The following is a 24,890-nucleotide window of genomic DNA, read 5'->3' as shown; positions in this document are numbered from 1 at the left end:
TAATTGGCTATCATGAAAAAACACAAAGAAAGTAGTCAAACATTTGAAATAGAAAGGGCGGTTTTTTCTGCTATAATATAAGCATGAATACAAAAATATTAGACGATTTAGAATTTAACAAAGTTAAAAAAAGACTAGAGTCTTTTTTAAAGACCAAACAAGGTCACGAAGAACTACTTCACTTAGCGCCAAGTAGTGAACGAGAAAAGATTGAAAAAAGTTTTACCGAGCTATCTGAGATGGCTGATATTTTCACCAACACACAAGGCTTTTCAATCGGTTCTACTGAAGACATTTCACATAGTTTAAAACGGTTAGAATTAGAGGCTGATCTTAATATCCAAGAGCTATTGGATGTTAAAAAAATATTGAAAATCTCATCGGAACTAAAAGCTTTTTATGAGGATTTAGAAAATGTCACCCTTGACTTCTTAGAAGAACTTTTTAACAAGATTAATCCTTTTCCTGCTCTGCAAGGGAGTCTTGAAGCGATTAATGATGCTGGCTTTATTGAAGATTTTGCAAGTCCTGAACTCATCAGAATTCGTAGGATTATCCAACAAGAAGAACGTCAAGTCAGACAGACCCTGCAAGAAATCTTAAAAAACCAAGGCGATTTACTCTCAGAAAGTTTGATTGCAAGCCGTAATGGTAGAAGTGTTTTGCCTGTTAAAAACACCTTTAGAAATCGTATTTCAGGAGTTGTTCATGACATTTCTGCTTCAGGCAATACCGTCTATATTGAACCACGAGCGGTGGTAAAATTAAATGAAGAAATTACTCAAGCCAGAGCTGATGAACGATACGAGATAGCCAATATCTTACGTCAACTCTCAGCTATGCTTAGAGAACATGTCTCTGAGATTAGAAACAATGCTTGGCTAATTGGCCATCTTGATTTTTTGCGAGCTAAATACCTTTATATGGTTGAACATAAGGCAAGTATTCCAACGATTACGACTGATCATTCGATAACACTTTTGAATGCTCGTCATCCCTTGATTGAAAATCCTGTTGCCAATGATATCCACTTTACAAAAGATTTAAACACCATTGTGATTACTGGTCCAAATACTGGTGGTAAGACTATTATGTTAAAAACATTAGGTTTAGCGCAGCTAATGGCACAATCGGGTTTACCTGTCTGGGCGGAGAAAGGTAGTAAGGTGACTATCTTCAATCAGATTTTTGCTGATATTGGTGATGAGCAATCCATCGAACAAAGTCTTTCGACGTTTTCAAGCCATATGACCAATATCGTTTCTATCTTGAACCAAGCAGATAACAAGTCCTTAGTCTTATTTGATGAGATTGGCGCAGGAACTGATCCACAAGAAGGGGCTAGTCTTGCGATTGCTATTTTAGAACATTTACGTCTATCAGACATCAAAACGATGGCAACGACTCACTACCCAGAACTGAAGGCTTACGGGATTGAAACACAACGTGTTGAAAATGCCAGCATGGAGTTTGATATTGTTACTCTAAGTCCGACCTATCATTTTATGCAGGGTGTTCCAGGTCGCTCAAACGCTTTTGAAATCGCAAGACGTCTAGGATTATCAGAAATCATTATTTCAGAAGCTAATCAAATGACTAATCAAGATAGTGATGTTAACCGCATCATTGAACGATTGGAGCAACAGACCATTGAAAGCAGACGTCGCTTAGATAATATTAAAGAGGTTGAACAAGAAAACCTCAAATTTAACCGTGCAGTCAAAAAACTCTACAATGAATTTAATCACGAAAAAGAAAAAGAGCTTGAAAAAGCGACTGAGGAAGCCAGAGAAATTGTGGATATGGCTCTTTCAGAAAGTGAAGCCATTCTTAAACAACTGCATGACAAGTCACAACTAAAAGCCCATGAAATTATTGAGGCTAAAACCCAGCTGAAAAAATTAGTGCCTGAACCGGATCTTTCAAAAAATAAGGTCTTAAAAAAGGTGAAGAAAGCGCGTGCTGCGCGTGTGGGTGATGATATTATCGTTATTAGTTATGGTCAGCGTGGGACTCTGATCAATCAATTAAAAGACGGTCGCTGGGAAGCACAAATTGGCTTAATTAAAATGACGCTTTCAGAAGATGAGTTTAATTTGGTTAAAGAAGAAAAAACGACGACAACGAAAAAACAAGTACAAGTCGTTAAAAAAATGGGCCATCATTCACCACAAGCTCGTCTTGATTTACGAGGCAAGCGTTATGAAGAAGCCATGCAAGAACTAGATGCATTTATTGACCAAGCTCTATTAAATAATATGGCTCAAGTGGATATTATTCATGGGATTGGCACAGGAGTTATTCGTGAAGGAGTCACCAAGTATCTAAGACGCAACAAGCATGTTAAAAGCTTTGGTTATGCCCCTCAGAATGCCGGTGGCTCTGGTGCCACGATTGTTAATTTTGGTTAGCGTATCAAATAGTGGTCAAAGAAACTATTTTACTGTAAAATAGTACTGTAAAAAAATAAAGGAGAATTGAAATGGTTAAAGCAGTAACAGATGCAACTTTTGAAACTGAAACAAATGAAGGAATCGTTCTTATTGACTTTTGGGCAACTTGGTGTGGTCCTTGTTTAATGCAAGCGCCTATCTTAGAACAAATTGCTGAAGAAGTCTCAGAAGACGAACTTAAAATTGTGAAACTTGATGTGGATCAAAACCCAGCAACAGCTCAAAAATTTGGAATTATGAGCATTCCAACCTTGCTCTTTAAAAAAGATGGGCAAGTGGTTAAACAAGTTGCCGGCGTTCACAATAAAAATCAAATCAAAGCAATTGTTGCAGAATTAAGCAACTAAAAAAGAGCTAACTATTTAGCTCTTTTTTTCTTGTTTTATTTTTTGATAGGTTTGCCACATTTTCTTTTGTGGTGTTGCAAAGGGATAATGTGAAAATTCTTTTTCAGGCAACCAAATAAGAACTTTCTCGGATGATAGTTTATCTGATAAAGCCTTACCTTCTATCAATTCTATTTCCCATTTTTGATGGCTAAACACATGCTTAACAAGGGGAAAAGTGTAATCACTCCAAGTGATTTTTAAAGGATATTTCTCTAAAAAACTCTCTTTTTGAGATTTGAAATCTACGGGCCTAGAGTTATCTGTATCAAATAAGTCAAGTTGTGTTTCGATAATTTCTTTCTCAAGCATAGGAAAAGACCAAAAACCGCCCAATAATTTATCTTGGGTATTTTTTTCAAGAAGGTATTCTCCTTTTTGGTTTTGAATAATAAAGGCTTCTAGATGGATGGGACGAGGTTTCTTCTTTGGTTTTTTAATGGGATATTTGTCCATTGTTCCATGGAGGTAGGCACCACTAAAAAAACGAATAGGGCTCTCATCAGGGCGCGGATTTTTGGCTGATTCGATATCTGTTCCTAAATCCATAAAAGCTTGATTGAAATCACCAGGTCGCTCTGGGTCAATTAATCGAGTCATTATAGCTTGAAATAGTTTAATATTTTTTGGGTCACCGATATCATAATCCACTTCAAAAAGACGAGCTAAAACACGCATAACATTGCCATCAACGGCAGGAGTTGGTTCTTGAAAAGCAATACTTGCAATAGCACCAGCGGTGTATGGACCAATCCCTTTTAGACTGAGGATATCTTGATAGTGACTGGGAAACTGTCCAGAAAAATCTTCCTCTACTTGCTGGGCAGCTTTTTGCATATTTTTAACGCGTGAATAGTAGCCAAGACCTTCCCAAGCTTTTAAGATTTTTTCCTCGGGCGCTTTAGCTAAATCAGAAATAGTTGGAAACCACTCTAAAAACCTAGTGTAATAAGGAATAACTGTGACAACTTGTGTTTGCTGAAGCATTATCTCTGACACCCAAATGTGATAGGGGTTTTTGGTTCTGCGCCAGGGCAAATCTCGCTTGTTTTCATCATACCAAGCTAAAAGCGTTCTTCTGAAAGAAGCTATTTTCTCATCATCCCACATTGTGATGCCGTAATCATTTAAATCTAACATAATCTTATTTTAGCAAAATCTTTCTTTTTTTGAAAATCCTGATAAATCCTAACAAAAAAAGATGACGTTATCATCTTTTAAAGTATTTAAAAGTCAAAATCAGAAAAATAACTTTTCTCCTTATGACCTAGGATATGTTTGAAAAATTTAAACGGAAGGAGATTAATGGCGTTATTATATGCCTCTATCGCTTCATTATAAGATACTTTATACTGATAGAGTTTATCTGTGGCGTCTTCTAATGCTTCTTTGTCCTCTTCTTTTTTAAGTAATCGAATCTGATCTTCGGTCATCATAATATTACTGTTATAGGAAGCTAATCGTTGCTCAAGTTGGGTAATGGCATTAGCTTGTTCAAAAACAGATAAAATCACTGGTGTTGGTAAAGCTAACAAGACACTAAAAGTTTCAGAAAAATTTTCTAGAGTATCAAAATTGTCTAGTAGCATGTCAAAGAGAATATTAAAAATCAAATAGGCTGCAAAAAATTGCCAAATATAGGTCATGACATTTAACTGTTTCACTTTTCTTTTTTTATCGCTCATAGGTACCAAATCTTTCCTTTATTTTGAAACTATTATAACATTTTTCTAAGGAAAGGACTATATTTTACTTGCAAATTCAGCAATTGTCATGTATAATAGTGTCTTGTGAGAATCCCTCACTTACTCATGACAAGGATCATGAGTCATTAGACCAAAAGGAGGAAAATATCAATGACTAAATACGAAATTCTTTATATCATTCGTCCAAACATTGAAGAAGAAGCAAAAACTGCTTTGGTAGCACGTTTTGACGCTATCTTGACTGACAACGGTGCAACTGTTGTTGAATCAAAAGATTGGGAAAAACGTCGTCTTGCCTACGAAATCCAAGATTTCCGTGAAGGACTTTACCACATCGTTACTGTTGAAGCAGACAATGATGTTGCTATCAAAGAGTTTGACCGTCTTTCAAAAATCAATGGTGACATTCTTCGTCACATGATTGTTAAACTTGAAGCGTAAGAAGGTAGTTTATGATTAATAATGTAGTACTAGTGGGTCGCATGACCAGAGATGCAGAACTTCGATACACACCAAGTAATCAAGCCGTGGCAACATTTACTTTGGCAGTTAACCGTAATTTTAAAAATCAAAATGGTGAACGTGATGCCGACTTTATCAATGTTGTTATTTGGCGCCAACAAGCTGAAAATTTAGCTAATTGGGCTAAAAAAGGTACATTACTAGGAGTTACAGGTCGTATTCAAACACGTAACTATGACAATCAACAAGGTCAACGTGTTTATGTGACTGAAGTTGTCGCTGATAGTTTCCAAATCTTGGAAAGTCGTGCTACACGTGAAGGTGCAAGCACTGGTGGTTATAATCCATCACCAGTAAGTCCACAACCAACTTCACAAGCTCAAACACCTAACTTTGCAAGAGACGACAGTCCGTTTGGCAATGCCAATCCGATTGAAATTTCTGATGATGATTTACCATTCTAAGAGGATGATTAAAAGTATATAAGGAGAAAAATATGGCTCAACAACGTCGTGGCGGTTTCAAACGCCGTAAAAAAGTTGATTACATCGCAGCTAACAAAATTGAATATGTTGATTACAAAGATACTGAATTGCTTAGCCGTTTCGTTTCTGAGCGTGGAAAAATTCTTCCACGTCGTGTCACTGGAACATCAGCTAAAAATCAACGTAAAGTAACAACTGCAATTAAACGTGCACGTGTTATGGCTCTTATGCCTTTCGTTACTGAAGATTAATAATAACAAGGAGATGGCTTTATGCCATCTCTTTTTTATGTTATCATTATCTTGAAAATCATTTCTACTTCGTCATTTTAAATGATTAAGTGATAAGAAAAGGAAAAGCAAATGAAAGCAACTCAAAGACGTGATCAGATAGTAGCCATTTTAAAAGAAAACACCTCCCCTATTTCTGCAACAAAACTCGCCAAAGAATTAGGTGTCAGTCGACAAGTCATTGTTGGTGATATTGCCCTACTAAGAGCCAGTAACATAGATATAATGGCGACTCATAGAGGTTATTTGTTGGTTAATAATCTACCAAAACCAAAGACTCAATACATTAAAAAAATAGCCTGTCAACATTCAGAAGAAGAAGTGGCAAAAGAATTAGACATTATTGTCAGTGGTGGCGGTCAAGTTTTGGATGTTGAGATTGAACATCCACTTTATGGTATTTTGACAGCTACGTTAAATATTGCTACAAAAGATGATATAAAATACTTTACTCAACAAGTCAAAGAACATCAAGGTGCTTTATTGAGCCATTTGACGCATGGTATTCATAATCATACCATTTCATGTCCATCAAAAGAAGTGTGTGAAAAGATTCTTGAAATACTTAAAAAAGAAAATATTTTATTAACATAATTGACAGGTGTCAAGACACATGATAAAATACTTGTTATCAACTTAAAGGAGATGACAAGTGAATCGTAAAAGAACTCAAAAGATGGCTTTAAGTGCCTTATTAACAGCTTTTGCTATTTTGATCCCTATCGTTATGCCAGCCAAAATCATTATTGGACCAGCTTCATTTACCCTGGCTAGCCATGTGCCGATTTTTATCGCTATGTTTATCTCACCAAGCGTTGCTATTTTCGTATCGCTTGGTAGTACATTAGGTTTTTTTATGGCAGGATTTCCAATTATCATTGTTTTTAGAGCACTTTCCCATGTCATTTTTGCAAGCATTGGTGCCTTTTTAATCAAAAAACGAATAGTCACATTTACTAAACCAATAACAACATTCTTATTTGCCTTAATCATTAACCTTATTCACGGCTTAGCAGAATTTTTGGTGGTGGTTGTGTTAACAACAGGCTCACAAGTCGAGTCAAACTACTGGTTTACAATGCTTTGGTTAGTCGGTTTTGGAACACTGATTCATGGAACGATAGATTTTTACCTAGCCAGAATCTGTTGGCACCTTATGACGAAGAAAAAAGCTTAAACAAACAGCACTGTGTTAAACGGTGCTTTTTTTATTTTATTTAAGATATTACACTTAAAAGGTTATTGAAAATTTCTCCTACTAAATTACTATTTTAAAAGAAAAATGAATAGTTATTGATGATAAATTTTATTTTAATGCTATAATGATATTAGTAGATAACCTAATAAATTTAATAAAGAATATTAAAATTATCTTCATTAGAGAAAAAGAGAAATTGCTTTGTTTAAAAGATTAAAAAGATAAACATCCGAGAAATGGTAGGTGAAACATGATGAAGCTGGGTGAGAAAGCAATTCTAGTAGTTGCATTACTTGGAGCACTATTAGTCCTAGTGAGTATGTATCTGATTCCTATCATTAAACCAAATAATCAGTTTTTAGAGTTGGTTCTGTTTATTTTAGGAGCAGTTTTAATAATCTTTTCATTGATAAGAATGAAAAAGTATTAATTTGGAATAATTTTAAAAAAATATTCCAAATCTTTATCAAAGTAGTGCGGAATTGCGAGATGCAATGAGACAAGTTGGACTAGTTTCAACTCGTTTAAATTATTATAAAAGAAATTAATAAGGAGGTTATCTTCAAATGAAACATTTTTTTGCAGGAATTGGTGAAATTCATTTTTTGTTATTTTTATTATATCTAATAATGTCTACTAGTCCAATTATTGGACTAGTGATTGGACTTACTAAAATAAATCCAATAAATTCTATTATTATGGCTCTTGGTATGATATGGGCATTAACTTTGGTATTATCAAGAGTGTATAGAAAATATTTTTATAGAGACGATGATTACTAAAGTTTTTGTCAATAATTTGGGCTCTTTGTCAACTGTAGTGGGTAGTTGAAAAGTTCTACCTCGAGAGAACGAAATTCGTTCCTCCTTTTCTATATTCAAAGCAATATAACTTAAGGATGAGTATGTAAAATTGAATAAACTAATCGATGAACGTGATTAGTTAAATATTGATCTTCAGACTGCTTAAAACGAATTAGCTCAACTACAGCAACAACTAGCCTCACTACCTGCGCCAGATTCGACTACAACAACTACAAATGGTACTGAGCGGAGAAGCCATCAGTCTAGTTAAAAATTATGTTCGTAAGCATGGCTTAAGATGGGTTACAAGTACATTAGCTAGAGCTGTCGCAAGATATGTTGTAGTAAGGATTGCAAATAAAGTATCAGGATTTGCATTATCTGATATCAATGGATTCGCAGCTTGATGTCAATTGGTGATGCTATCACAACGATTTTGGCTAATAATGATGTCAATCGAAGAGATTCCAATCTAAACATTTTGAGGTAATAATAATATGAATATTGAAGTTGAAAAAATTTTTGTCAGTATCTTTTTTGCATGTCTATTAATTTCAGCCGCAACTTTTTTAGCATATGATCATGTTAGTGAAGAAATAAAAAAATATATTATTTGGATTAATATCATATTTTTTCTGTTAATCATAGCAATGATGATTTATGCAAAAATTTTTTTAAAAAAATAATATTTTAAATGCGATATCTGTTGTATTTCTATATTAGGAATTTACGGGTGCTTTGAGAATATTTACACTGATTTTACACCATCTTTGACTAAGAAATAAAATGGTGCTAACTTTATTATTAACACGTTTAAATAAATAGAGGAATAAGGAGGTTATCTTCAAATGAAACATTTTTTTGCAGGAATTGGTGAAATGAGCTGTGTTCGTTATCTTATTTTTTCATGTATTAGCCTATCGCCATTATTTCATGTCATTGTTATTAAATCTGAATTGAATTTTTTTAAAACTCTTCTCCTGATAATTGGTATCATTTATTTTGTGTTATTAACGTTTTCTAGAATATATCGAAAATATTATTATAAAGAATAAAAGAACTGCTCGTTTGTCCTTTTGTTTTCAATTTTAGATGGATGGTTTTTTAATGAAAAACAATATTTTTGGCATTTTTTTGATTTTCTTAGTGTTGTTAAGTGCTATTTTTTTGGGTCCACCATTTTTTATGGAAATGAATTTTGCTAGTGATCCCAGAAAAATCATTTTAGAGTATGTTTTAATGGGACCTTTATATTACATATTTTCTCAATGTTTACACACAGTAATTTTATTAATAACTGTTGTTCTTTTTAGGACAAAACCTATCTATTTTTATTTTTTATTGATGACTAAACTGGGATCAAAAATTTATCATGGCGTTCATTTTAATCAAGTGATTGGCTTTAGTCCTGGAATAGCCATTTGGCATGAGAAAACAAAATCATTTAAACTTCTTTTCAGAGTTTATTTTCTATTATACTTTTGTTCACTTATAGGTTATTATATTTTGTTTACCTCTATATACAGAAATTTTATAGCTCTACTCTTGATTCCATTTTCTCTTATTATTGCACTGATTCAAAAATTATATAAAACGGAATATCAACAATTATTTTTACTTAAATCAAAAGCATTAACAATTCTAGAAACAAAGAAAGATTGTCAGTTTAATCTGGAAGACTATTCTGCTATCTGGCAACTCAATTCAAAAAACGATGCTCCTTTTATTGCCTTATCTTATATTAGCTTAATTAAGAAATATTTATCAGAAGAGATGTGCCAAAAAATTGAACGGATTGAAGATGAGCGATTACAAGACAAGGGTTATACTATGGGGTTTTATGGTATGCTTGATGTTATCAAATTGAATTTATACCTGAGTGTTGGTGAAAAACACATGAGATATCGAAAAATGCTCAATAGTCTTTTTTCTAATGATCCATCATTTACTCTTGTTAGACAAGATACTGAAGATGACTTGATTGGAAAACGAGATTTACCCCTATCATTTGCTATTGCGGAAATTCAACAACTGTTACTTGATGTCTATTACGATGCTTAACTAAGATTGAATTTTTCTTACTCATAGTCATTAATTCAAAAGCATAGGATTTTTATTTGGTCAGTGTGTTTTCATTCCTTTTAATTAGAGAGGAAGCATATATATTTGCTGTTTGATATAAATTAAGATATATGAGAACATATTATACCTTTAAAAATTTAGATATTGATAAATCTAATAATTTCTGAAAAGCATTTTAGTTTAAAATATTTAGTCTTTTGCTTGATAGAGTCTCTATTGATGAAAAAAATACTGTTAGTGATACTACATTTATGTGGTATTACTTTTTTATATCTCATTATTAGTCGTTGAGTGTTAATATTATATTTTCATGATTTAGATGAATCAATATGAATTTAAAAAAATAAAAAATTTAACTATAAATACTTTACATTTCATTATTATTGTTTTACAATAATAATGAAAATTATCATAAAACGATAATGGAGGTTATATAAGGATGCAACATACTTTTTATAAAACAGCTAAATTTTTTATTACTCTTTTAAAAATATTTTTATATTTTTTTATAACAGTATTAATAATAGGTCTAATGACTTTTATTTTTAATTGGAAAATGATGTATTCTTTGATTCTTAGGGAAGGGATTTTACCTGATAATTCTAATATAATGTTTATGGGAATTATTATAATGATTGCAGCCATTTTGATTTTATTTTCCGTTATTTACTTTTTAAACATGCTAAATAGATTGTTGCTTCATTTTTCAAATAATGAGTATTTTAGTGAAACGAATATCAATTTGTTAAATAAAATGTTGATAAGTTTAGTAGTCTGGACGGGTATTCAAATGGTATCTGCCATGCTATTTAATATCGTAAAAATAGATAATGTCAGTGGGATTTTTGAATTTCATCTAAAAGATTATATGATAAATATTATTCTAATGGCTATTGTTTATCTTGGTAAACTAGTTTTAAAAAATGGTTTAGGAAAAATAGAGGAATTAGATCAATTTATATGATTTAAGTTATTGTTTTAATTAAGATAGAGGTGCTAAGTGGGTGAAATAAAAATCAATTTAGATGTTATCTTAAAACTAAGAGGCATAACGTCAAAAGAACTAGCAGAAAAAATTGGAATAACTGAAGCGAATTTGTCAATCTTAAAAACTGGTAAGGCAAGAGGGATTCGCTTTAACACATTAATTAAAATTTGCTATGAATTGGATTGTCAACCTGGAGATATTTTAGAATATAGAAAGTAGGAACATTATGAGAAAAATAACAGTTGGGTTATTATCCATTATTTTAATTCTTTTTCTAACAGGATGTGTCAATAATCCTGAAGTCAAAGAAGCTTTTGCAAAATCAGATAAAATTGTTTCAGATACTTATGAACAGATTGGAATAGACGAAATTGTTGAAGCTAAAAATACCAATGGAGAATTTGAATATCAATTTGATGAACCATTTACAGGAGAAATTTTTATTTTAGCTAGTAAAGAACAGATAGAAAATAATATAAGTGAAGAAGAGTTTTTTGCAAATGATACTCAATTTGAAAAAATTATAGAAGATAGTAGTGATGATTTTAATATTAGACGTAATGGGACATCATATTTTTCTGTGCAAAAAGCAACAGTAAAAAATATTGATAATTTATTAATCAAAACAAAATGGAATGATGATTTTCTATTGGTTTTTGCACCACAAAAGTAAATCTACCATTTTAAACTTGAACAAACAGTACCTCAGTAGATGGTGCTGTTTCTTTTTTCATAATTGATTTAAAAAATTCACAAAAACATGCTATAATAAAAACACTACATTTAATGGAGAATACTATGGTATATTACAATCACAAGGCTATTGAAAAGAAATGGCAAGCCTACTGGGCTGATAATCACACGTTTAAAACGGGAACGGATAAGAATAAACCTAGTTTTTATGCGTTAGATATGTTTCCCTACCCAAGTGGTGCGGGGCTTCATGTCGGGCATCCTGAGGGTTATACGGCTACTGATATTTTGAGCCGTTATAAGAGAGCACAAGGCTATAATGTTTTACATCCTATGGGTTGGGATGCTTTTGGTCTGCCTGCTGAGCAATATGCCATCGATACAGGTAATGATCCAGCTGAATTTACTGCAAGAAATATTGCCAATTTCAAGCGTCAAATCAATGCTCTTGGTTTTTCTTATGACTGGGATCGTGAAGTTAACACGACTGACCCTAACTACTATAAATGGACGCAGTGGATTTTTACCAAACTCTATGAAAAAGGTTTGGCCTATGAAGCAGAAGTACCTGTTAACTGGGTAGAAGAGCTTGGAACTGCTATTGCCAACGAAGAGGTCTTGCCTGATGGGACTTCAGAGCGTGGTGGTTATCCTGTTGTTCGTAAACCAATGCGTCAATGGATGCTTAAAATCACTGCCTACGCAGAACGTTTGCTGACTGATTTGGATGACCTTGACTGGCCTGAATCGATTAAAGACATGCAACGCAACTGGATTGGTAAATCAACGGGTGCCAATGTTACTTTTAAAGTCAAGGATACAGAGCAAGCCTTTACCGTCTTTACCACTCGTCCTGATACCTTGTTTGGTGCCACTTATGCGGTTTTAGCCCCTGAACATGACTTGGTTGATCAGATTACTACTAAAGAACGACAAGAAGCTGTTCAAGCTTATCAAAAACAAGCCAGTTTGAAATCTGATTTGGCTAGAACGGATTTAGCCAAAGAAAAAACAGGTGTTTGGACTGGAAGTTATGCGGTTAATCCTGTCAACGGGAAAGAAATGCCTATCTGGATTGCTGACTATGTCCTAGCAAGCTATGGTACAGGTGCGATTATGGCAGTGCCTGCTCACGACCAACGTGACTTTGAGTTTGCAAAACAGTTTGACTTAGACATTATTCCTGTTCTTGAAGGTGGTGATGTCACCCAAGCTGCCTTTACAGAGGATGGTCCTCATATCAATTCTGACTTCCTAGATGGTCTTGGAAAAGAAGAAGCCATTACAAAGATGGTGTCTTGGCTTGAAGACAAGAAAATTGGTTCTCAAAAAATTAGTTATCGTTTGCGTGACTGGCTCTTTAGTCGCCAACGTTACTGGGGTGAGCCGATTCCAATTATCCACTGGGAAGATGGCACTAGTACGGCTATTCCTGAAAAGGATTTACCACTGGTTCTCCCTAAGACTGATGATATTAAACCTAGTGGTACTGGAGAAAGCCCACTTGCCAACTTAACCGACTGGCTCACTGTCACACGTGAAGATGGTGTTAAAGGCCGTCGTGAAACCAATACCATGCCTCAATGGGCAGGGTCAAGCTGGTACTATCTTCGTTATATTGACCCGCACAATAATGAGAAATTAGCTGACGAAGATTTATTAAAACAATGGCTACCCGTCGATGTTTATATTGGTGGGGCAGAACATGCGGTATTGCATCTTCTTTATGCACGATTCTGGCATAAGTTCCTCTATGATATCGGCGTTGTTCCAACCAAGGAACCCTTCCAAAAATTGTTTAACCAAGGAATGATTTTAGGGACAAGCTATCGTGATAGTAGAGGAGCCCTTGTTGCTACTGATAAGGTAGAAGAAAGAGATGGTCTTTTTTACCATCTTGAAACAGGAGAAGAACTCGAGCAAGGTCCAGCTAAAATGTCTAAATCACTTAAAAATGTTATCAATCCTGATGATGTGGTTGAAAAATATGGTGCTGATACACTTAGGGTTTATGAGATGTTCATGGGACCACTTGATGCTAGCATTGCTTGGTCAGAAGATGGCCTTGAAGGAAGTCGTAAATTCCTAGACCGTGTTTATCGTTTGTTAACGTCAAAAGAAACAACAACGAAAAACAATGGGCATTTGACCAAGGTTTACCACGAAACCGTTAAAGCAGTGACAGAACAGATTGAAAGTTTGAAATTTAACACTGCTATTGCTCAGTTGATGGTCTTTGTCAATGCTGCTAATAAAGAAGAAAAACTCTTTATTGATGATGCGAAAGGCTTTATTCAGCTTCTAGCACCATTTGCACCACACCTGGCAGAAGAGCTATGGCAACACATCAATCCAACTGGTCAATCGATTTCTTATGAACCATGGCCAACCTATGATGAAAAACAATTGATTGAAGATGAGATTGAAATTGTTGTTCAAATTAACGGCAAGGTTCGTTCTAAATTAATCATTGCTAAAGATACTAGCCGTGAAGAACTAGAATCACTAGCTAAATCAGATGACAAGATTGCTGAACTCATTGCTGATAAAACAATTATTAAAGTGATTGCTGTACCAAATAAATTGGTTAATATTGTCGTCAAATAAGAATCAAAAGTCTAACGTTTGTCGTTAGGCTTTTTTTGAAAAAGTTCAAACCATTTACCTTAGATACAAAGGTGATTCACTAGAAAACGTTTACTTTTAATATATTAAGTTGTACAATAAGAATAGTTATAACTTTTGAAGGAGATTACTATGGAAATAACAACAAAAGTGATTGAAACAATTAAAGATAAAGAAGTCACTCAAATTCGACTTATCAATGATAATGGTGTAGAAGCACATCTAATAACCTTAGGTGCTACTTGGCAAGCCTTTTTAGTCCCTCAAGCAGATGGTTCCAAGAAAAATATCGTCTTAGGTTTTGATACACCAAGTCACTACAATCAAAACGGTATTGCTGCAGGTCAGTCTATTGGACGTGTGGCAGGACGCATCAAAAATGGTCAATTTAGTATTTCAGACCAAGAATATCAAGTGGCTCAAAATAATAATGGCAACGCACTACATGGTGGACCAAATGGTTTTCATCGTCAACATTGGGATTATGAGTTGGTTGAAGACAATGACAAAATAGGTGTTAAATTCACCTATCATGCCAAAGAAGAAATCGATGATTTTCCAGGTGATATGACAGTTACCGCCTTATACCTACTAGATAATCAAAACAAGTTAACCGTTACTTACACAGCGACAGACGTTACAAAAGACACTTTGTTTAATCCAACAAATCATGTCTATTTCAATCTTAGTGATAAACAAGATTTGTCAAGTCATGAATTAAAAATAAATGCAGAACAGGTACTGGAATCAGATGACACCCTCATTCCAACTGGTGTGAAAAAAGAAGTAGCAGCTACTCCTTATGACTTTAGAAGCTTTAAGCCTCTCATTCCTGCCATTGAAGCAACTGGTGGTATTGACGACGCCTTTCTTGTCAGCTCAAAAGACAATCAACCGATTGCTGTTTTAAGAGATAAAGATAGTCACGATACCATCTCTATCTACTCTGATAGAAACGCCTTAGTGGTTTATACTTTTAACTTCCCTGAAGACAATGTTTATTTTTCACGAGATCATGGTCTTGAAAATAAAAAACATGAAGGTGTAGCTATGGAAGCTCAGACTCTACCTGATGCCATCAACCATCCTGATTTTGGTAATACTGTTATTAAAAAAGGAGAAACAGTGACACATAGCATTACTTTTTCATACACAAAAGAGTAACCAAAAAACCACGATATATATCGTGGTTTTTTATTAGAGGCAACTATCTCTGATGGTTAACTTGGTCGCTAATCTAACCATTGAAGCAATTTTTGGAGGGTTTGGCGATAGGGTTTGTGTCATCAAATCGACTGCGATTTTCCCCATCTCCTCAGTATAAACAGTGACACTAGATAGGGCTGGAAAAACTTGTTTCGTGATAGGGGTGTCGTTAAAGGCAATGAGACTCACTCTTTCAGGCACAGCAATCTTTGCTTCTTGTAAGGCCTTTAAAGCCCCCACAGCCAAAGTATCATTAGCTATGAAAAAGGCTTGTGGAAGTTCATTTCCCAATTCTTGAATGGCTTTTTGCATCAAGTTATAGCCAGACTGGGTTGAAAATGGTCCTACATAGACTGATTTTGCTTTGTAGATGCCTAATTCACTCATGTAGTTTTTAAAAGTTCGAAAACGTTGGTCAATTAAATGTTCTAAGCCATCACTAGTCGACTCCTCACCTGCTATCATCCCAATATCAGATAAATTTTTGTTTAAAAAATAATCAATAGTATTAATGACTGAACTATCAAAATCGGTGGTAACACATGAATAGCCATAGTTCAGTGTGTCACTATCCACAAAAATCAAAGTTGAAGTGATTTTTTCCAATTTTTCAATCTGTTTCTGACTAAATTTGCCAATGGCAAGAATACCAGCAATATTAGTATCTATTGAAAAAATAGCATTATTGAAAAAGCGCAAGATATCATAACCTAATTCTTGAGCTCTTTTTTCAATGCCAACACGAATGGCATAATAATAAAGGTCATTAAGTTCTTCTTGCTCACTATACCACTGCAAAATAGCAATGGTTTTTTTCTGACCATTTTTTTTACTATTTTTTTGGTGTTTGGTATAGTTGAGTTTTTCTGCAGCCGTTAGTATTTTTTCTCTAGTCTTTGGGCTAACTGAAAGAGTGTCGTCTTGACTGAGAACACGTGATACAGTAGCTATTGAGACCTTTGCTGCTTTAGCGATATCTTTAATCGTTGCCATAACCCTTCTCCTTTAGTCGTTTTTATTATATCATAAAAAATAAAAAAATTAGTAAAATTTTACTAAAATAATTGACTTTAGATTTTCTAAAGCGTAAAATAAGAATGAACCATTATCATAAATTTTAAAGGAGAACCTTATGGACATTCAAGAACTACAACAAGCTTTTTCAGCTGTTTTTAATGCTGAAGCAGATGCCACTTTTTTCTCACCAGGACGTATCAATTTGATTGGTGAACATACTGATTATAATGGCGGCCATGTTTTTCCAGCAGCTATCACTATTGGAACATACGGTGCAGCTAGAAAACGTGATGATCAAACCTTACGTTTTTATTCAGCAAACTTTGAAGATTTAGGCATTATCGAAGTTGACTTAAACAACCTTGTCTTTGATAAGAAAGACAATTGGACAAACTATGCTAAGGGTGTTCTTAAATTCTTGCAAGAAGCAGGTCATACTATTGATAAAGGTATGGATATCTATGTTTATGGTAACATTCCAAATGGTGCAGGTTTATCATCATCAGCATCATTAGAACTGTTGATTGGTATTATTGCAGAAGAATTATTTGCTCTTAAATTAGAACGTTTAGACCTTGTAAAAATTGGTAAACAAACCGAAAACAACTTTATCGGAGTTAACTCAGGCATTATGGATCAATTTGCGATTGGTATGGGTGCTGATAATCGCGCTATTTATCTTGATACTAACACCTTAGAGTATGACTTAGTACCACTTGATTTGGGGGATAACGTTATCGTTATCATGAACACCAATAAACGTCGTGAATTGGCTGATTCAAAATATAACGAGCGCCGTAGCGAATGCGAGATGGCTGTTGAAGAATTAAACACTGTCTTAGATATTAAAACACTTGGTGAATTAGATGCCAAAGCTTTTGATGAATATGCTTATTTGATTAAAGACGAAAATCGCCTAAAACGTGCTCGTCACGCTGTTCTTGAAAACCAAAGAACACTTGAAGCGCGTGAAGCCTTAGCAGCAGGTGATTTAGAAAGATTTGGTCGTCTAGTGAATGCCTCTCATGTGTCTTTAGAGCATGATTATGAAGTCACAGGTATCGAACTTGATACTCTTGCTCATACAGCATGGGAACAAGAGGGGGTACTTGGTGCACGTATGACAGGTGCAGGATTTGGTGGCTGTGGTATTGCTATTGTTGCTAAAGACAAAGTTGATCAATTTAAAGAGAATGTGGGTAAAATTTACACAGAAAAAATTGGTTATGCCCCAGACTTTTACATTGCTGAAGTAGCAGGTGGCTCACGTGTCCTATCAAGAAAATAAGACTATGAAAACAATAATAGATGTCTTTGTTGATAAAGTTATCGAGAATTCTCATTACACGCCTTTAGATGCTATTTATCTAAGAAATCGTATTTTGGCTCTAGTAGGAGAAGAAAATACTCAGAAAGAAACTGAGCTTACTGAACTTATTGCTTTAAAAGATGAATTGGTTGCCTTAGCTGTTACAAATGGTAAAGTAGGAGCGCTTCAAGAAGAAAAAGATACCTTGGGTGCAGAATTGATGAATTTTATCACACCAATACCTAGTCAGCTTAATCATGACTTTTGGCAGACGTATGCAACAAATAAAAAGCAAGCTATTTCTGATTTTTATCAGCTCAGTCAAAAAAATGATTACATTAAGTTAAAAGCTATTGCTAAAAATATTTATTATCAAGTGGCGACTGATTATGGCCATTTAGAGATTACGATTAACCTATCAAAGCCTGAAAAAGATCCAAAGGCGATTGCCATGGCAAAACAAATGAAAAGCACTAGCTATCCCATGTGTCAACTTTGTGTTGAAAACGAAGGCTATCAAGGCAGAATCAATCATCCAGCAAGAGCTAACCATCGCATCATCAGACTTGATTTAGGTGATGAAAAATGGGGATTTCAATATTCACCTTATGCCTACTTTAATGAACATAGTATCGTGTTAAACACTGAACATGTTCCTATGGTGATTAGTCAAAAAACCTTTGAACAGTTGTTAGACATTGTTGATATTTTCCCAACTTATTTCGTTGGTAGTAATGCCGATTTACCAATTGTTGGTGGGTCTATTTTGACACATAATCATTACCAAGCAGGAAAACACACTTTTCCAATGGAAGTGGCACCGCTAGACAATTCTTTTTCATTTGAAGGGTTTGAAAACATTCAAGCTGGTATTGTGAAGTGGCCGATGTCTGTTCTTCGTCTAAGAGGTGATCATAAAGAAGAATTAGTTGCTTTGGCAGAAACAATTCGCCTAGCTTGGAAAGATTATTCTGATGTGAGCCAAGATATCATTGCAAAGACCGGCAGTGAAGAACACCATACCGTTACTCCCATTGCTAGAAAAAACAATGGTTTATATGAACTCGACCTTGTCTTAAGAGATAATCATACATCAGAAGAATTTCCAGACGGGATATATCACCCACATCCAGATGTGCAACACATCAAAAAAGAAAATATTGGACTCATTGAAGTGATGGGGTTAGCTATTTTACCACCTCGTCTAAAAGATGAGCTCTTGGATGTTGAACGTTATTTATTGGAAAAAGAAAATGATTTAAAAGACTATCACAAAACTTGGGCTGATGACATTAAAGCCAAGTATGGTCAGTTTGACCCAGAGACAGTATCAGACATTGTCAAAGAAGAAATGGGTCTTGTTTTTGCTCGTGTTCTTGAAGATGCTGGTGTCTATAAACGGACAAAAGCTGGTCAAGAGGCCTTTATGGCTTTCGTGAGAAGTGTTGGGATTATAAAAGGAGATTAAAATGACTGTTTTAGTACTTGGTGGTGCTGGCTATATTGGATCACACATGGTTGATCGTTTGATTGAAAAAGGGGATGAACAAGTTGTTGTGGTCGATAATTTAGTGACGGGTCATCGTGATGCTGTTCACTCTGATGCGGTGTTTTATGAAGGTGATTTAGCAGACAAAGACTTTATGCGACAAGTCTTCTCAAAACATCCAGATATCGATGCTGTTATTCACTTTGCTGCCTTTTCACTTGTGGCTGAGTCGATGAGTGATCCTTTAAAATATTTCAATAATAATACGGCTGGAATGATTTCACTACTAGAAGTGATGCGTGAATGTGAGATTAAAAATATTGTCTTCTCATCAACAGCAGCAACCTATGGTATCCCAGAAAAAATGCCAATTCAAGAAGATGATAATCAAAAACCAATCAATCCTTACGGAGAAAGTAAGTTGATGATGGAAACAATCATGAAATGGGCTGATAGTGCCTATGGTTTAAAATCAGTAGCGCTTCGTTATTTTAATGTTGCAGGAGCAAAACCAGACGGTTCTATCGGAGAAGATCATGGACCTGAAACCCATCTTTTACCGATTATCTTACAAGTCGCACAAGGAAAACGTGACAAAATCATGATTTTTGGTGATGATTACAAGACGCCAGATGGTACAAATATTAGAGATTATGTTCATCCTTTTGATTTGGCAGATGCTCATATCTTAGCGGTTAATTACTTACGTGAAGGTAATCCTTCAACAGCCTTTAATCTAGGGTCATCAACTGGTTTTTCTAACTTAGAAATCCTAGAAGCTGCTAGAGAAGTGACAAATCATCCCATTCCATCAGAAATTGGTGAGAGAAGACAGGGAGATCCAGATACCCTTATTGCTGATTCAAAAAAAGCAAGAGAAATTCTAGGCTGGAAGCCTCGGTTTGATAATATTAAAAAAATTATTGAAACAGCTTGGGCTTGGCATTCTAGTCACCCTAATGGGTATGATGATAGAAAATAGCCATTTTTCTTACGATTTAAAAATAACATGCTTGTCTGTCTTGTTTTTGACAGCAGGCATTTTTTATAAACTTAGATATAGTTAAAAACTATAACAAATTCAATAGAATAACAATTTGATTCTTATAATAAGATATGAGAGAATAAGACCAGTCATTTATTAAAAGAAAAAGAGGAAATATTATGTCATTTAAAAAAATAGTTTCATTACTGACGATTACATTATTGGCCGGATTTATTTTAGCAGCATGCGGTGCTAAGAGTGATGACGATGATGCTAAAACATTAAAAATCGGTGTGATGTCAATGACAGAATCTGATGAAGCACGTTGGGATAAAATTGAAGATTTGTTGGAATCAGAAGATATCGATCTTGATTTTGTAGAATTCACTGAATACTCTCAACCAAACAAAGCTTTGGCAAATAGTGAAGTGGACATTAATGCTTTTCAACATTACAACTTTTTAAACAATTGGAATGATGAAAATAATGGTGATTTAGTGACCATCGCTGAAACGTATATTAGTCCAGTTCACCTATTTTCTGGAACAGATGCTTCTGGTAAAGCAAAATATCAAAATGTTTCAGAATTGCCAGATGGTGCTCAAATTGCTGTTCCAAATGATGCTACTAACGAAAGTCGTTCTTTATACGTCTTACAATCTGCAGGGCTCATTGAGTTAGATGTTTCAGGTGATGAACTGGCAACCATTGCTAATATCAAATCAAATCCTAAAAACTTAGATATTAAAGAACTTGAAGCTAGTCAAACAGCTCGCTCACTCATTTCAGCAGATGCAGCTATTGTTAACAACAGCTATGCTGTGCCAGCAAATATTGATTATGAAACATCACTCTTTAAAGAAGAAATCAATGATGATTCAAAACAATGGATTAATATTATTGTTGGACAAAAAGATTGGGAAAAATCTAAAAAAGCAGACTTGATTAAAAAAGTTGTAGAGGCTTATCAAACAGATGATGTTAAGAAAATCATCGAAGAGACTTCAGATGGTATTGACTTACCAGTTTGGTAAAATAAGACAATTAAGCGTGTGAATAGCACGCTTAATCTGCTTATATGCTCTAATGAATAGATTTTAAAAGAAATGAAAGAAAGGGAATAACTATGGCTCAAACCATTATCTCTTTAGACAACATTGACATTACCTTTCGTCAAAAAAATAAGGTTATCGAAGCTGTTAAAAATGTTAGTCTAACGATTGATAAGGGACAAATTTATGGTATTGTTGGTTATTCAGGTGCTGGGAAGTCAACACTTGTGCGCGTGATTAATCTTTTACAAGTACCAATAGCAGGTAAAATCACCGTCGATGGTGATGTGACATTTGATCAAAACAACATTCAAATTAGTCCCAAAGAACTGCGTGAAAAACGTCGTGATATTGGGATGATTTTTCAGCATTTTAATCTCATGGCGCAAAAAACAGCAAGAGAAAACATTGCCTTTGCTCTAAAACACTCACCCCTAAGTAAGACTGAAAAAGAACAAAAAGTGCAAGATTTATTAGATTTAGTGGGATTATCGGATCGCTCTGATAGTTATCCAGCACAATTATCTGGAGGTCAAAAGCAACGTGTTGCTATTGCTCGTGCCCTAGCTAACGACCCTAAAATTTTGATTTCAGATGAATCAACATCTGCTCTTGATCCAAAAACAACCAAACAAATTTTAGCCTTACTACAAGAGCTCAATAAAAAATTAGATTTAACCATTGTTTTAATCACTCATGAAATGCAAATCGTCAAGGATATTTGCCACCGCGTAGCTGTTATGCAAAATGGACAATTGATAGAAGAAGGCTCTATCCTAGAGATATTTTCACATCCTAAAGAGACCTTAACAAAAGACTTTATCAATGTGGCAACTGGTATTGATGAAGCCTTGCCAAAAATTGAAAAACAAGATATTGTACAACAATTACAGAAAAATGCTGTCTTGGTAAAATTAAATTATGTCGGTTCATCAACAGACGAACCTATTCTCAATAGGATTTATAAGCAATTTGATATCAGTGCTAATATTTTATACGGTAACATTGAAATTTTGGATGATACACCTGTTGGCGAGATGATTGCTATTTTAGAAGGTAGTGAGGAAAGTCTTGAAAAAGCATTGTCAGCTATCAATGCTTCCAATGTCACAGTAGATATTTTAAAGAGAGGACGTTAAATGATTGAGTTAATTCAGACCTATCTTCCCAATGTTTACCAACTTGGTTGGGGTGGTGATAATGGTTGGGGAACAGCTATTTACTACACGCTTTATATGACTATTATTCCCTTTATCATAGGGGGAAGCCTTGGTTTAGGCGCAGGCTTATTATTAGTGATGACTGCTCCACAAGGTGTTTTAGAAAATAAATATATTTACTGGGTTCTTGATAAAATCATTTCCATTTTTAGAGCTATTCCTTTTATCATTTTACTAGCCATCATGTTTCCTATCGCTCTATTATTAGTCAATTCTGTTATCGGACCAGATGTCGCCAATATTTCACTATCTGTTGCCGTGTTTGCTTTTTTTGTCAGACAAGTGCAGGTAGTTTTATCAGAGTTAGATAAAGGCGTGATTGAAGCCGCACAAGCCTCAGGAGCAACAACTTGGGATATTGTTCTCATCTATATCACCGAAGGTCTACCAGACATTATCCGAGTGTCAACAGTCACCATTATCTCTTTAGTTGGTGAAACTGCTATGGCTGGAGCAATTGGTGCGGGAGGCCTTGGGCATGTGGCCATTTCCTATGGTTATAATCGCTACAACAACGATGTCACTTGGGTCGCTACCATCTGCATCCTCCTCATCATTTTTGGCGTCCAATTCTTGGGTGATTTCCTAACTAAAAAAATTAGTCACAAATAACAAATAAAAGTACTTGCATCGACAGAGCAAGTACTTTTTAAATAGTAAACGTCCTCTTACAGAAGCTAAGAAGACGTTATGTTATATCTTAATAAAAATGATACTTAGTGATTAGCATTTCTCTTGATTAACGAAATGATAAAGCCAATAACAAATCCAACGATTGCAAAACTAATCCATCCCATTGAATATTGTCCAAGAGGAACGACAGTTGTAAAGAAATCCTTTATTCCTTTAGAAATAGTAAAGAAACCAGTCATTCCACTTAGGGTTGAAATGGCATCATACAGTGCAGGGATTAGTGTAAAACCTGTTGTTATCTGATAAACCAGACGATCTCCTTTGAACCACTCTTTTGTTAGTGATAAGAAAATCAAAGTAATAGTAAGTGGATAGAGTAAAAAGAGAACAGGTACTGACCAATTGATAATTTCAGCAAGACCACCAAAATAGAACGTTGTTGCAATAATGGTGAATAAGGTTACCCAGACAAAGTAAGAAATCTTAGGAACCAATTCATTAAAGTATTCTGCACAAGCAGTAATGAGCCCTGTTGAAGTGGTCAAACAAGCTAGGAAGATGATAACTGATAAAATAATCTGTCCAATTTGTCCTAGGTAATAATGAGCTGATTGTGATAAGATATGACCACCATCAATGGCAGAGTTATCCATCATGAATTGACCATCTGTAAAGGTGAATAAACTTTGTGAAGTGGCACCGATACGGGTGATGAAAATATAGATAAGAGCCAATAAGATAGTTGCAATCACTCCAGAACTCATGGTTGTTTTAGCCAGTTCTTTATTTGATTGATCACCAAAACTTTTAGCAGCATTAATAACTAGAATAGAAAAAGCTAGTGATGCTAAGGCATCCATTGTTCCGTAGCCTTGGATAATACCAGCAACAAAAGGTAGACTAGAAAAAGCATTTTGCACGTCACCACCAATATCAGTAGGAGTTCCTAAGCTACCGGCTGGTTTGATAAATGAAAAGATAACCAAGATAGCAATGACGACTAAAAGAGCAGGAGTTAAGTATTTACCAATACGATCAGCAATTTTATTAGGTTTAATGGCTAGCCAATAAGAAATTCCAAAAAAGACAAGAGCATAGAGAACTTTTGTGAGTAAACTATCACCAAAAATAGGTGCCACACCAACAGAGTATGATGTTGCTCCCGTTCTAGGGATGGCAAAAAACGGCCCTATTGAAAGGTAAAGAGCTACTGAAAAAAAGATAGCATAAGGTTTTGCAATTGGTCTTGCCAACTCTTCAGGGTTAGTGGCTCCTGTATAGGAAATGGCAATAACACCCAATAAGGGAAGTGTGACGGCTGTTAAAAGAAATCCAAGCACAGCTGGCCAAATATTCCCACCAGAATAAATCCCTAAAAAGGCGGGGAAAATTAAGTTACCTGCTCCAAAAAAGAGAGCAAATAGCATAAAACCAATAATGAGAAATTTATTTTTTTGAGATGTATGATTCAATAGACGGCCCTTTCTATAATGGCAAAGGTAATAGATAAACTATTACAGAAAAAAAGTATATTATTAGGATTATATTATAATGCCTTGGGCCTGTCAATAATATCTTCAAATAATTCTTAATTAAATTGTAGCGTTACAATTGATGTGAGACCAAGAGATGCAAAAAAGAAGAAACCTTGATATGATAAGTTCTGAACCAACTATTTATATGAGGACTTGAAAAAACAGATGAAACGTTCCCTTTATCTGTCAAATCGTTTACCTATGCAAATTCTTTAACGGCAATCCCCCTCAAAAATCAGAAAAAAAACTACTAGGAGCTAGCTCCTAGTAGAT

General features: G+C 34.7%; 25 protein-coding genes and 1 pseudogene. 22 read left to right on the top strand and 4 right to left on the bottom strand.

What is annotated here, in order from left to right; translation table 11 throughout:
• The first annotated feature begins 83 nt into the window (after nt 1-83).
• Together N7659_RS00650 and trxA are read left to right on the top strand one after the other, a co-directional pair.
• The gene (locus N7659_RS00650; RefSeq protein ID WP_263275322.1) at nt 84-2,411 is read left to right on the top strand and encodes an endonuclease MutS2; all 2,328 of its coding nucleotides are present in this window, start codon (nt 84-86) and stop codon (nt 2,409-2,411) included.
• Nucleotides 2,412-2,482: 71 nt separating this feature from the next.
• Nucleotides 2,483-2,800 carry a thioredoxin gene (trxA, locus tag N7659_RS00645; protein ID WP_263275321.1) on the top strand — a complete coding sequence of 106 codons (318 nt, stop codon included), beginning with the start codon at nt 2,483-2,485 and terminating at the stop codon, nt 2,798-2,800.
• Between the two features lie 15 nt (nt 2,801-2,815).
• On the opposite strand, the gene mutY is transcribed toward trxA, so the two are convergent.
• Nucleotides 2,816-3,979, bottom strand: coding sequence for an A/G-specific adenine glycosylase (gene mutY, locus N7659_RS00640; RefSeq protein WP_263275320.1), 1,164 nt, complete (start codon nt 3,977-3,979; stop codon nt 2,816-2,818).
• Nucleotides 3,980-4,065: 86 nt separating this feature from the next.
• Complete coding sequence (locus tag N7659_RS00635; RefSeq protein ID WP_263275319.1) at nt 4,066-4,524, bottom strand: LemA family protein; 459 nt, start codon at nt 4,522-4,524, stop codon at nt 4,066-4,068.
• 171 nt (nt 4,525-4,695) lie between these two features.
• Here N7659_RS00635 and rpsF point away from each other — a divergent pair, with 171 nt between their 5' ends.
• From rpsF to N7659_RS00560, 14 genes and pseudogenes are all read left to right on the top strand, one after another.
• Nucleotides 4,696-4,986, top strand: coding sequence for a 30S ribosomal protein S6 (gene rpsF, locus N7659_RS00630; RefSeq protein ID WP_263275318.1), 291 nt, complete (start codon nt 4,696-4,698; stop codon nt 4,984-4,986).
• 11 nt (nt 4,987-4,997) lie between these two features.
• Nucleotides 4,998-5,471: a single-stranded DNA-binding protein gene (locus N7659_RS00625; RefSeq protein ID WP_263275317.1), complete on the top strand. Its 474-nt coding sequence runs from the start codon at nt 4,998-5,000 to the stop codon at nt 5,469-5,471.
• A 32-nt stretch (nt 5,472-5,503) separates the two neighbouring features.
• A complete protein-coding gene (gene rpsR, locus N7659_RS00620; RefSeq protein ID WP_018369272.1) occupies nt 5,504-5,743 on the top strand; it encodes a 30S ribosomal protein S18 in 240 nt (79 codons plus the stop codon).
• A 111-nt stretch (nt 5,744-5,854) separates the two neighbouring features.
• Entirely contained in the window at nt 5,855-6,376 is a 522-nt protein-coding gene (locus tag N7659_RS00615; protein ID WP_263275316.1) for a transcription repressor NadR, read from the top strand.
• 82 nt (nt 6,377-6,458) lie between these two features.
• Nucleotides 6,459-6,959, top strand: a complete 501-nt coding sequence (locus N7659_RS00610) for a hypothetical protein (protein WP_263275432.1) — start codon at nt 6,459-6,461, stop codon at nt 6,957-6,959.
• A 587-nt stretch (nt 6,960-7,546) separates the two neighbouring features.
• On the top strand, nt 7,547-7,762 hold the full coding sequence (locus tag N7659_RS00605; RefSeq protein WP_258511401.1) for a hypothetical protein: 216 nt from the start codon (nt 7,547-7,549) through the stop codon (nt 7,760-7,762).
• Nucleotides 7,763-8,022: 260 nt separating this feature from the next.
• A pseudogene (locus N7659_RS00600) lies at nt 8,023-8,273 on the top strand (hypothetical protein); the annotation flags it as partial.
• A gap of 7 nt (nt 8,274-8,280) precedes the next feature.
• Nucleotides 8,281-8,469, top strand: a complete 189-nt coding sequence (locus N7659_RS00595; RefSeq protein WP_258511402.1) for a hypothetical protein — start codon at nt 8,281-8,283, stop codon at nt 8,467-8,469.
• A 421-nt stretch (nt 8,470-8,890) separates the two neighbouring features.
• A complete protein-coding gene (locus N7659_RS00585; RefSeq protein ID WP_263275314.1) occupies nt 8,891-9,844 on the top strand; it encodes a hypothetical protein in 954 nt (317 codons plus the stop codon).
• A gap of 460 nt (nt 9,845-10,304) precedes the next feature.
• The gene (locus N7659_RS00580; RefSeq protein ID WP_263275313.1) at nt 10,305-10,829 is read left to right on the top strand and encodes a DUF2975 domain-containing protein; all 525 of its coding nucleotides are present in this window, start codon (nt 10,305-10,307) and stop codon (nt 10,827-10,829) included.
• A gap of 36 nt (nt 10,830-10,865) precedes the next feature.
• Nucleotides 10,866-11,072: a helix-turn-helix domain-containing protein gene (locus N7659_RS00575; RefSeq protein WP_263275312.1), complete on the top strand. Its 207-nt coding sequence runs from the start codon at nt 10,866-10,868 to the stop codon at nt 11,070-11,072.
• A gap of 7 nt (nt 11,073-11,079) precedes the next feature.
• Entirely contained in the window at nt 11,080-11,526 is a 447-nt protein-coding gene (locus tag N7659_RS00570; RefSeq protein ID WP_263275311.1) for a hypothetical protein, read from the top strand.
• 125 nt (nt 11,527-11,651) lie between these two features.
• Entirely contained in the window at nt 11,652-14,153 is a 2,502-nt protein-coding gene (gene leuS, locus N7659_RS00565) for a leucine--tRNA ligase (protein WP_263275310.1), read from the top strand.
• A 150-nt stretch (nt 14,154-14,303) separates the two neighbouring features.
• The gene (locus tag N7659_RS00560) at nt 14,304-15,335 is read left to right on the top strand and encodes an aldose epimerase family protein (protein WP_263275309.1); all 1,032 of its coding nucleotides are present in this window, start codon (nt 14,304-14,306) and stop codon (nt 15,333-15,335) included.
• Between the two features lie 33 nt (nt 15,336-15,368).
• Here the strand turns inward: N7659_RS00560 and N7659_RS00555 are convergent, their stop codons facing one another.
• Nucleotides 15,369-16,370: a LacI family DNA-binding transcriptional regulator gene (locus N7659_RS00555; RefSeq protein ID WP_199567210.1), complete on the bottom strand. Its 1,002-nt coding sequence runs from the start codon at nt 16,368-16,370 to the stop codon at nt 15,369-15,371.
• Nucleotides 16,371-16,509: 139 nt separating this feature from the next.
• On the opposite strand from N7659_RS00555, the gene N7659_RS00550 reads away from it, so the two are divergent.
• The 6 genes from N7659_RS00550 (at nt 16,510) to N7659_RS00525 (ending at nt 23,061) form a co-directional block, all read left to right on the top strand.
• A complete protein-coding gene (locus tag N7659_RS00550; protein WP_263275308.1) occupies nt 16,510-17,682 on the top strand; it encodes a galactokinase in 1,173 nt (390 codons plus the stop codon).
• Between the two features lie 4 nt (nt 17,683-17,686).
• A complete protein-coding gene (gene galT / locus N7659_RS00545) occupies nt 17,687-19,171 on the top strand; it encodes a UDP-glucose--hexose-1-phosphate uridylyltransferase (protein WP_263275307.1) in 1,485 nt (494 codons plus the stop codon).
• A 1-nt stretch (nt 19,172) separates the two neighbouring features.
• Nucleotides 19,173-20,174, top strand: a complete 1,002-nt coding sequence (galE, locus tag N7659_RS00540; protein WP_263275306.1) for a UDP-glucose 4-epimerase GalE — start codon at nt 19,173-19,175, stop codon at nt 20,172-20,174.
• Between the two features lie 182 nt (nt 20,175-20,356).
• On the top strand, nt 20,357-21,211 hold the full coding sequence (locus N7659_RS00535; protein WP_263275305.1) for a MetQ/NlpA family ABC transporter substrate-binding protein: 855 nt from the start codon (nt 20,357-20,359) through the stop codon (nt 21,209-21,211).
• A 92-nt stretch (nt 21,212-21,303) separates the two neighbouring features.
• Complete coding sequence (locus N7659_RS00530) at nt 21,304-22,368, top strand: methionine ABC transporter ATP-binding protein (protein ID WP_263275304.1); 1,065 nt, start codon at nt 21,304-21,306, stop codon at nt 22,366-22,368.
• Nucleotides 22,369-23,061 (top strand): methionine ABC transporter permease, encoded by a 693-nt coding sequence (locus N7659_RS00525; protein ID WP_258511414.1) that lies wholly within the window; start codon nt 22,369-22,371, stop codon nt 23,059-23,061.
• A 104-nt stretch (nt 23,062-23,165) separates the two neighbouring features.
• On the opposite strand, the gene brnQ is transcribed toward N7659_RS00525, so the two are convergent.
• The gene (brnQ, locus tag N7659_RS00520) at nt 23,166-24,554 is read right to left on the bottom strand and encodes a branched-chain amino acid transport system II carrier protein (RefSeq protein WP_263275303.1); all 1,389 of its coding nucleotides are present in this window, start codon (nt 24,552-24,554) and stop codon (nt 23,166-23,168) included.
• Nucleotides 24,555-24,890: the final 336 nt, after the last annotated feature.

It is taken from the genome of Streptococcus sp. CSL10205-OR2 (genome assembly GCF_025660655.1).
Lineage (GTDB): Bacteria > Bacillota > Bacilli > Lactobacillales > Streptococcaceae > Streptococcus.
This window is presented reverse-complemented; position numbering and strand designations above follow the sequence as displayed.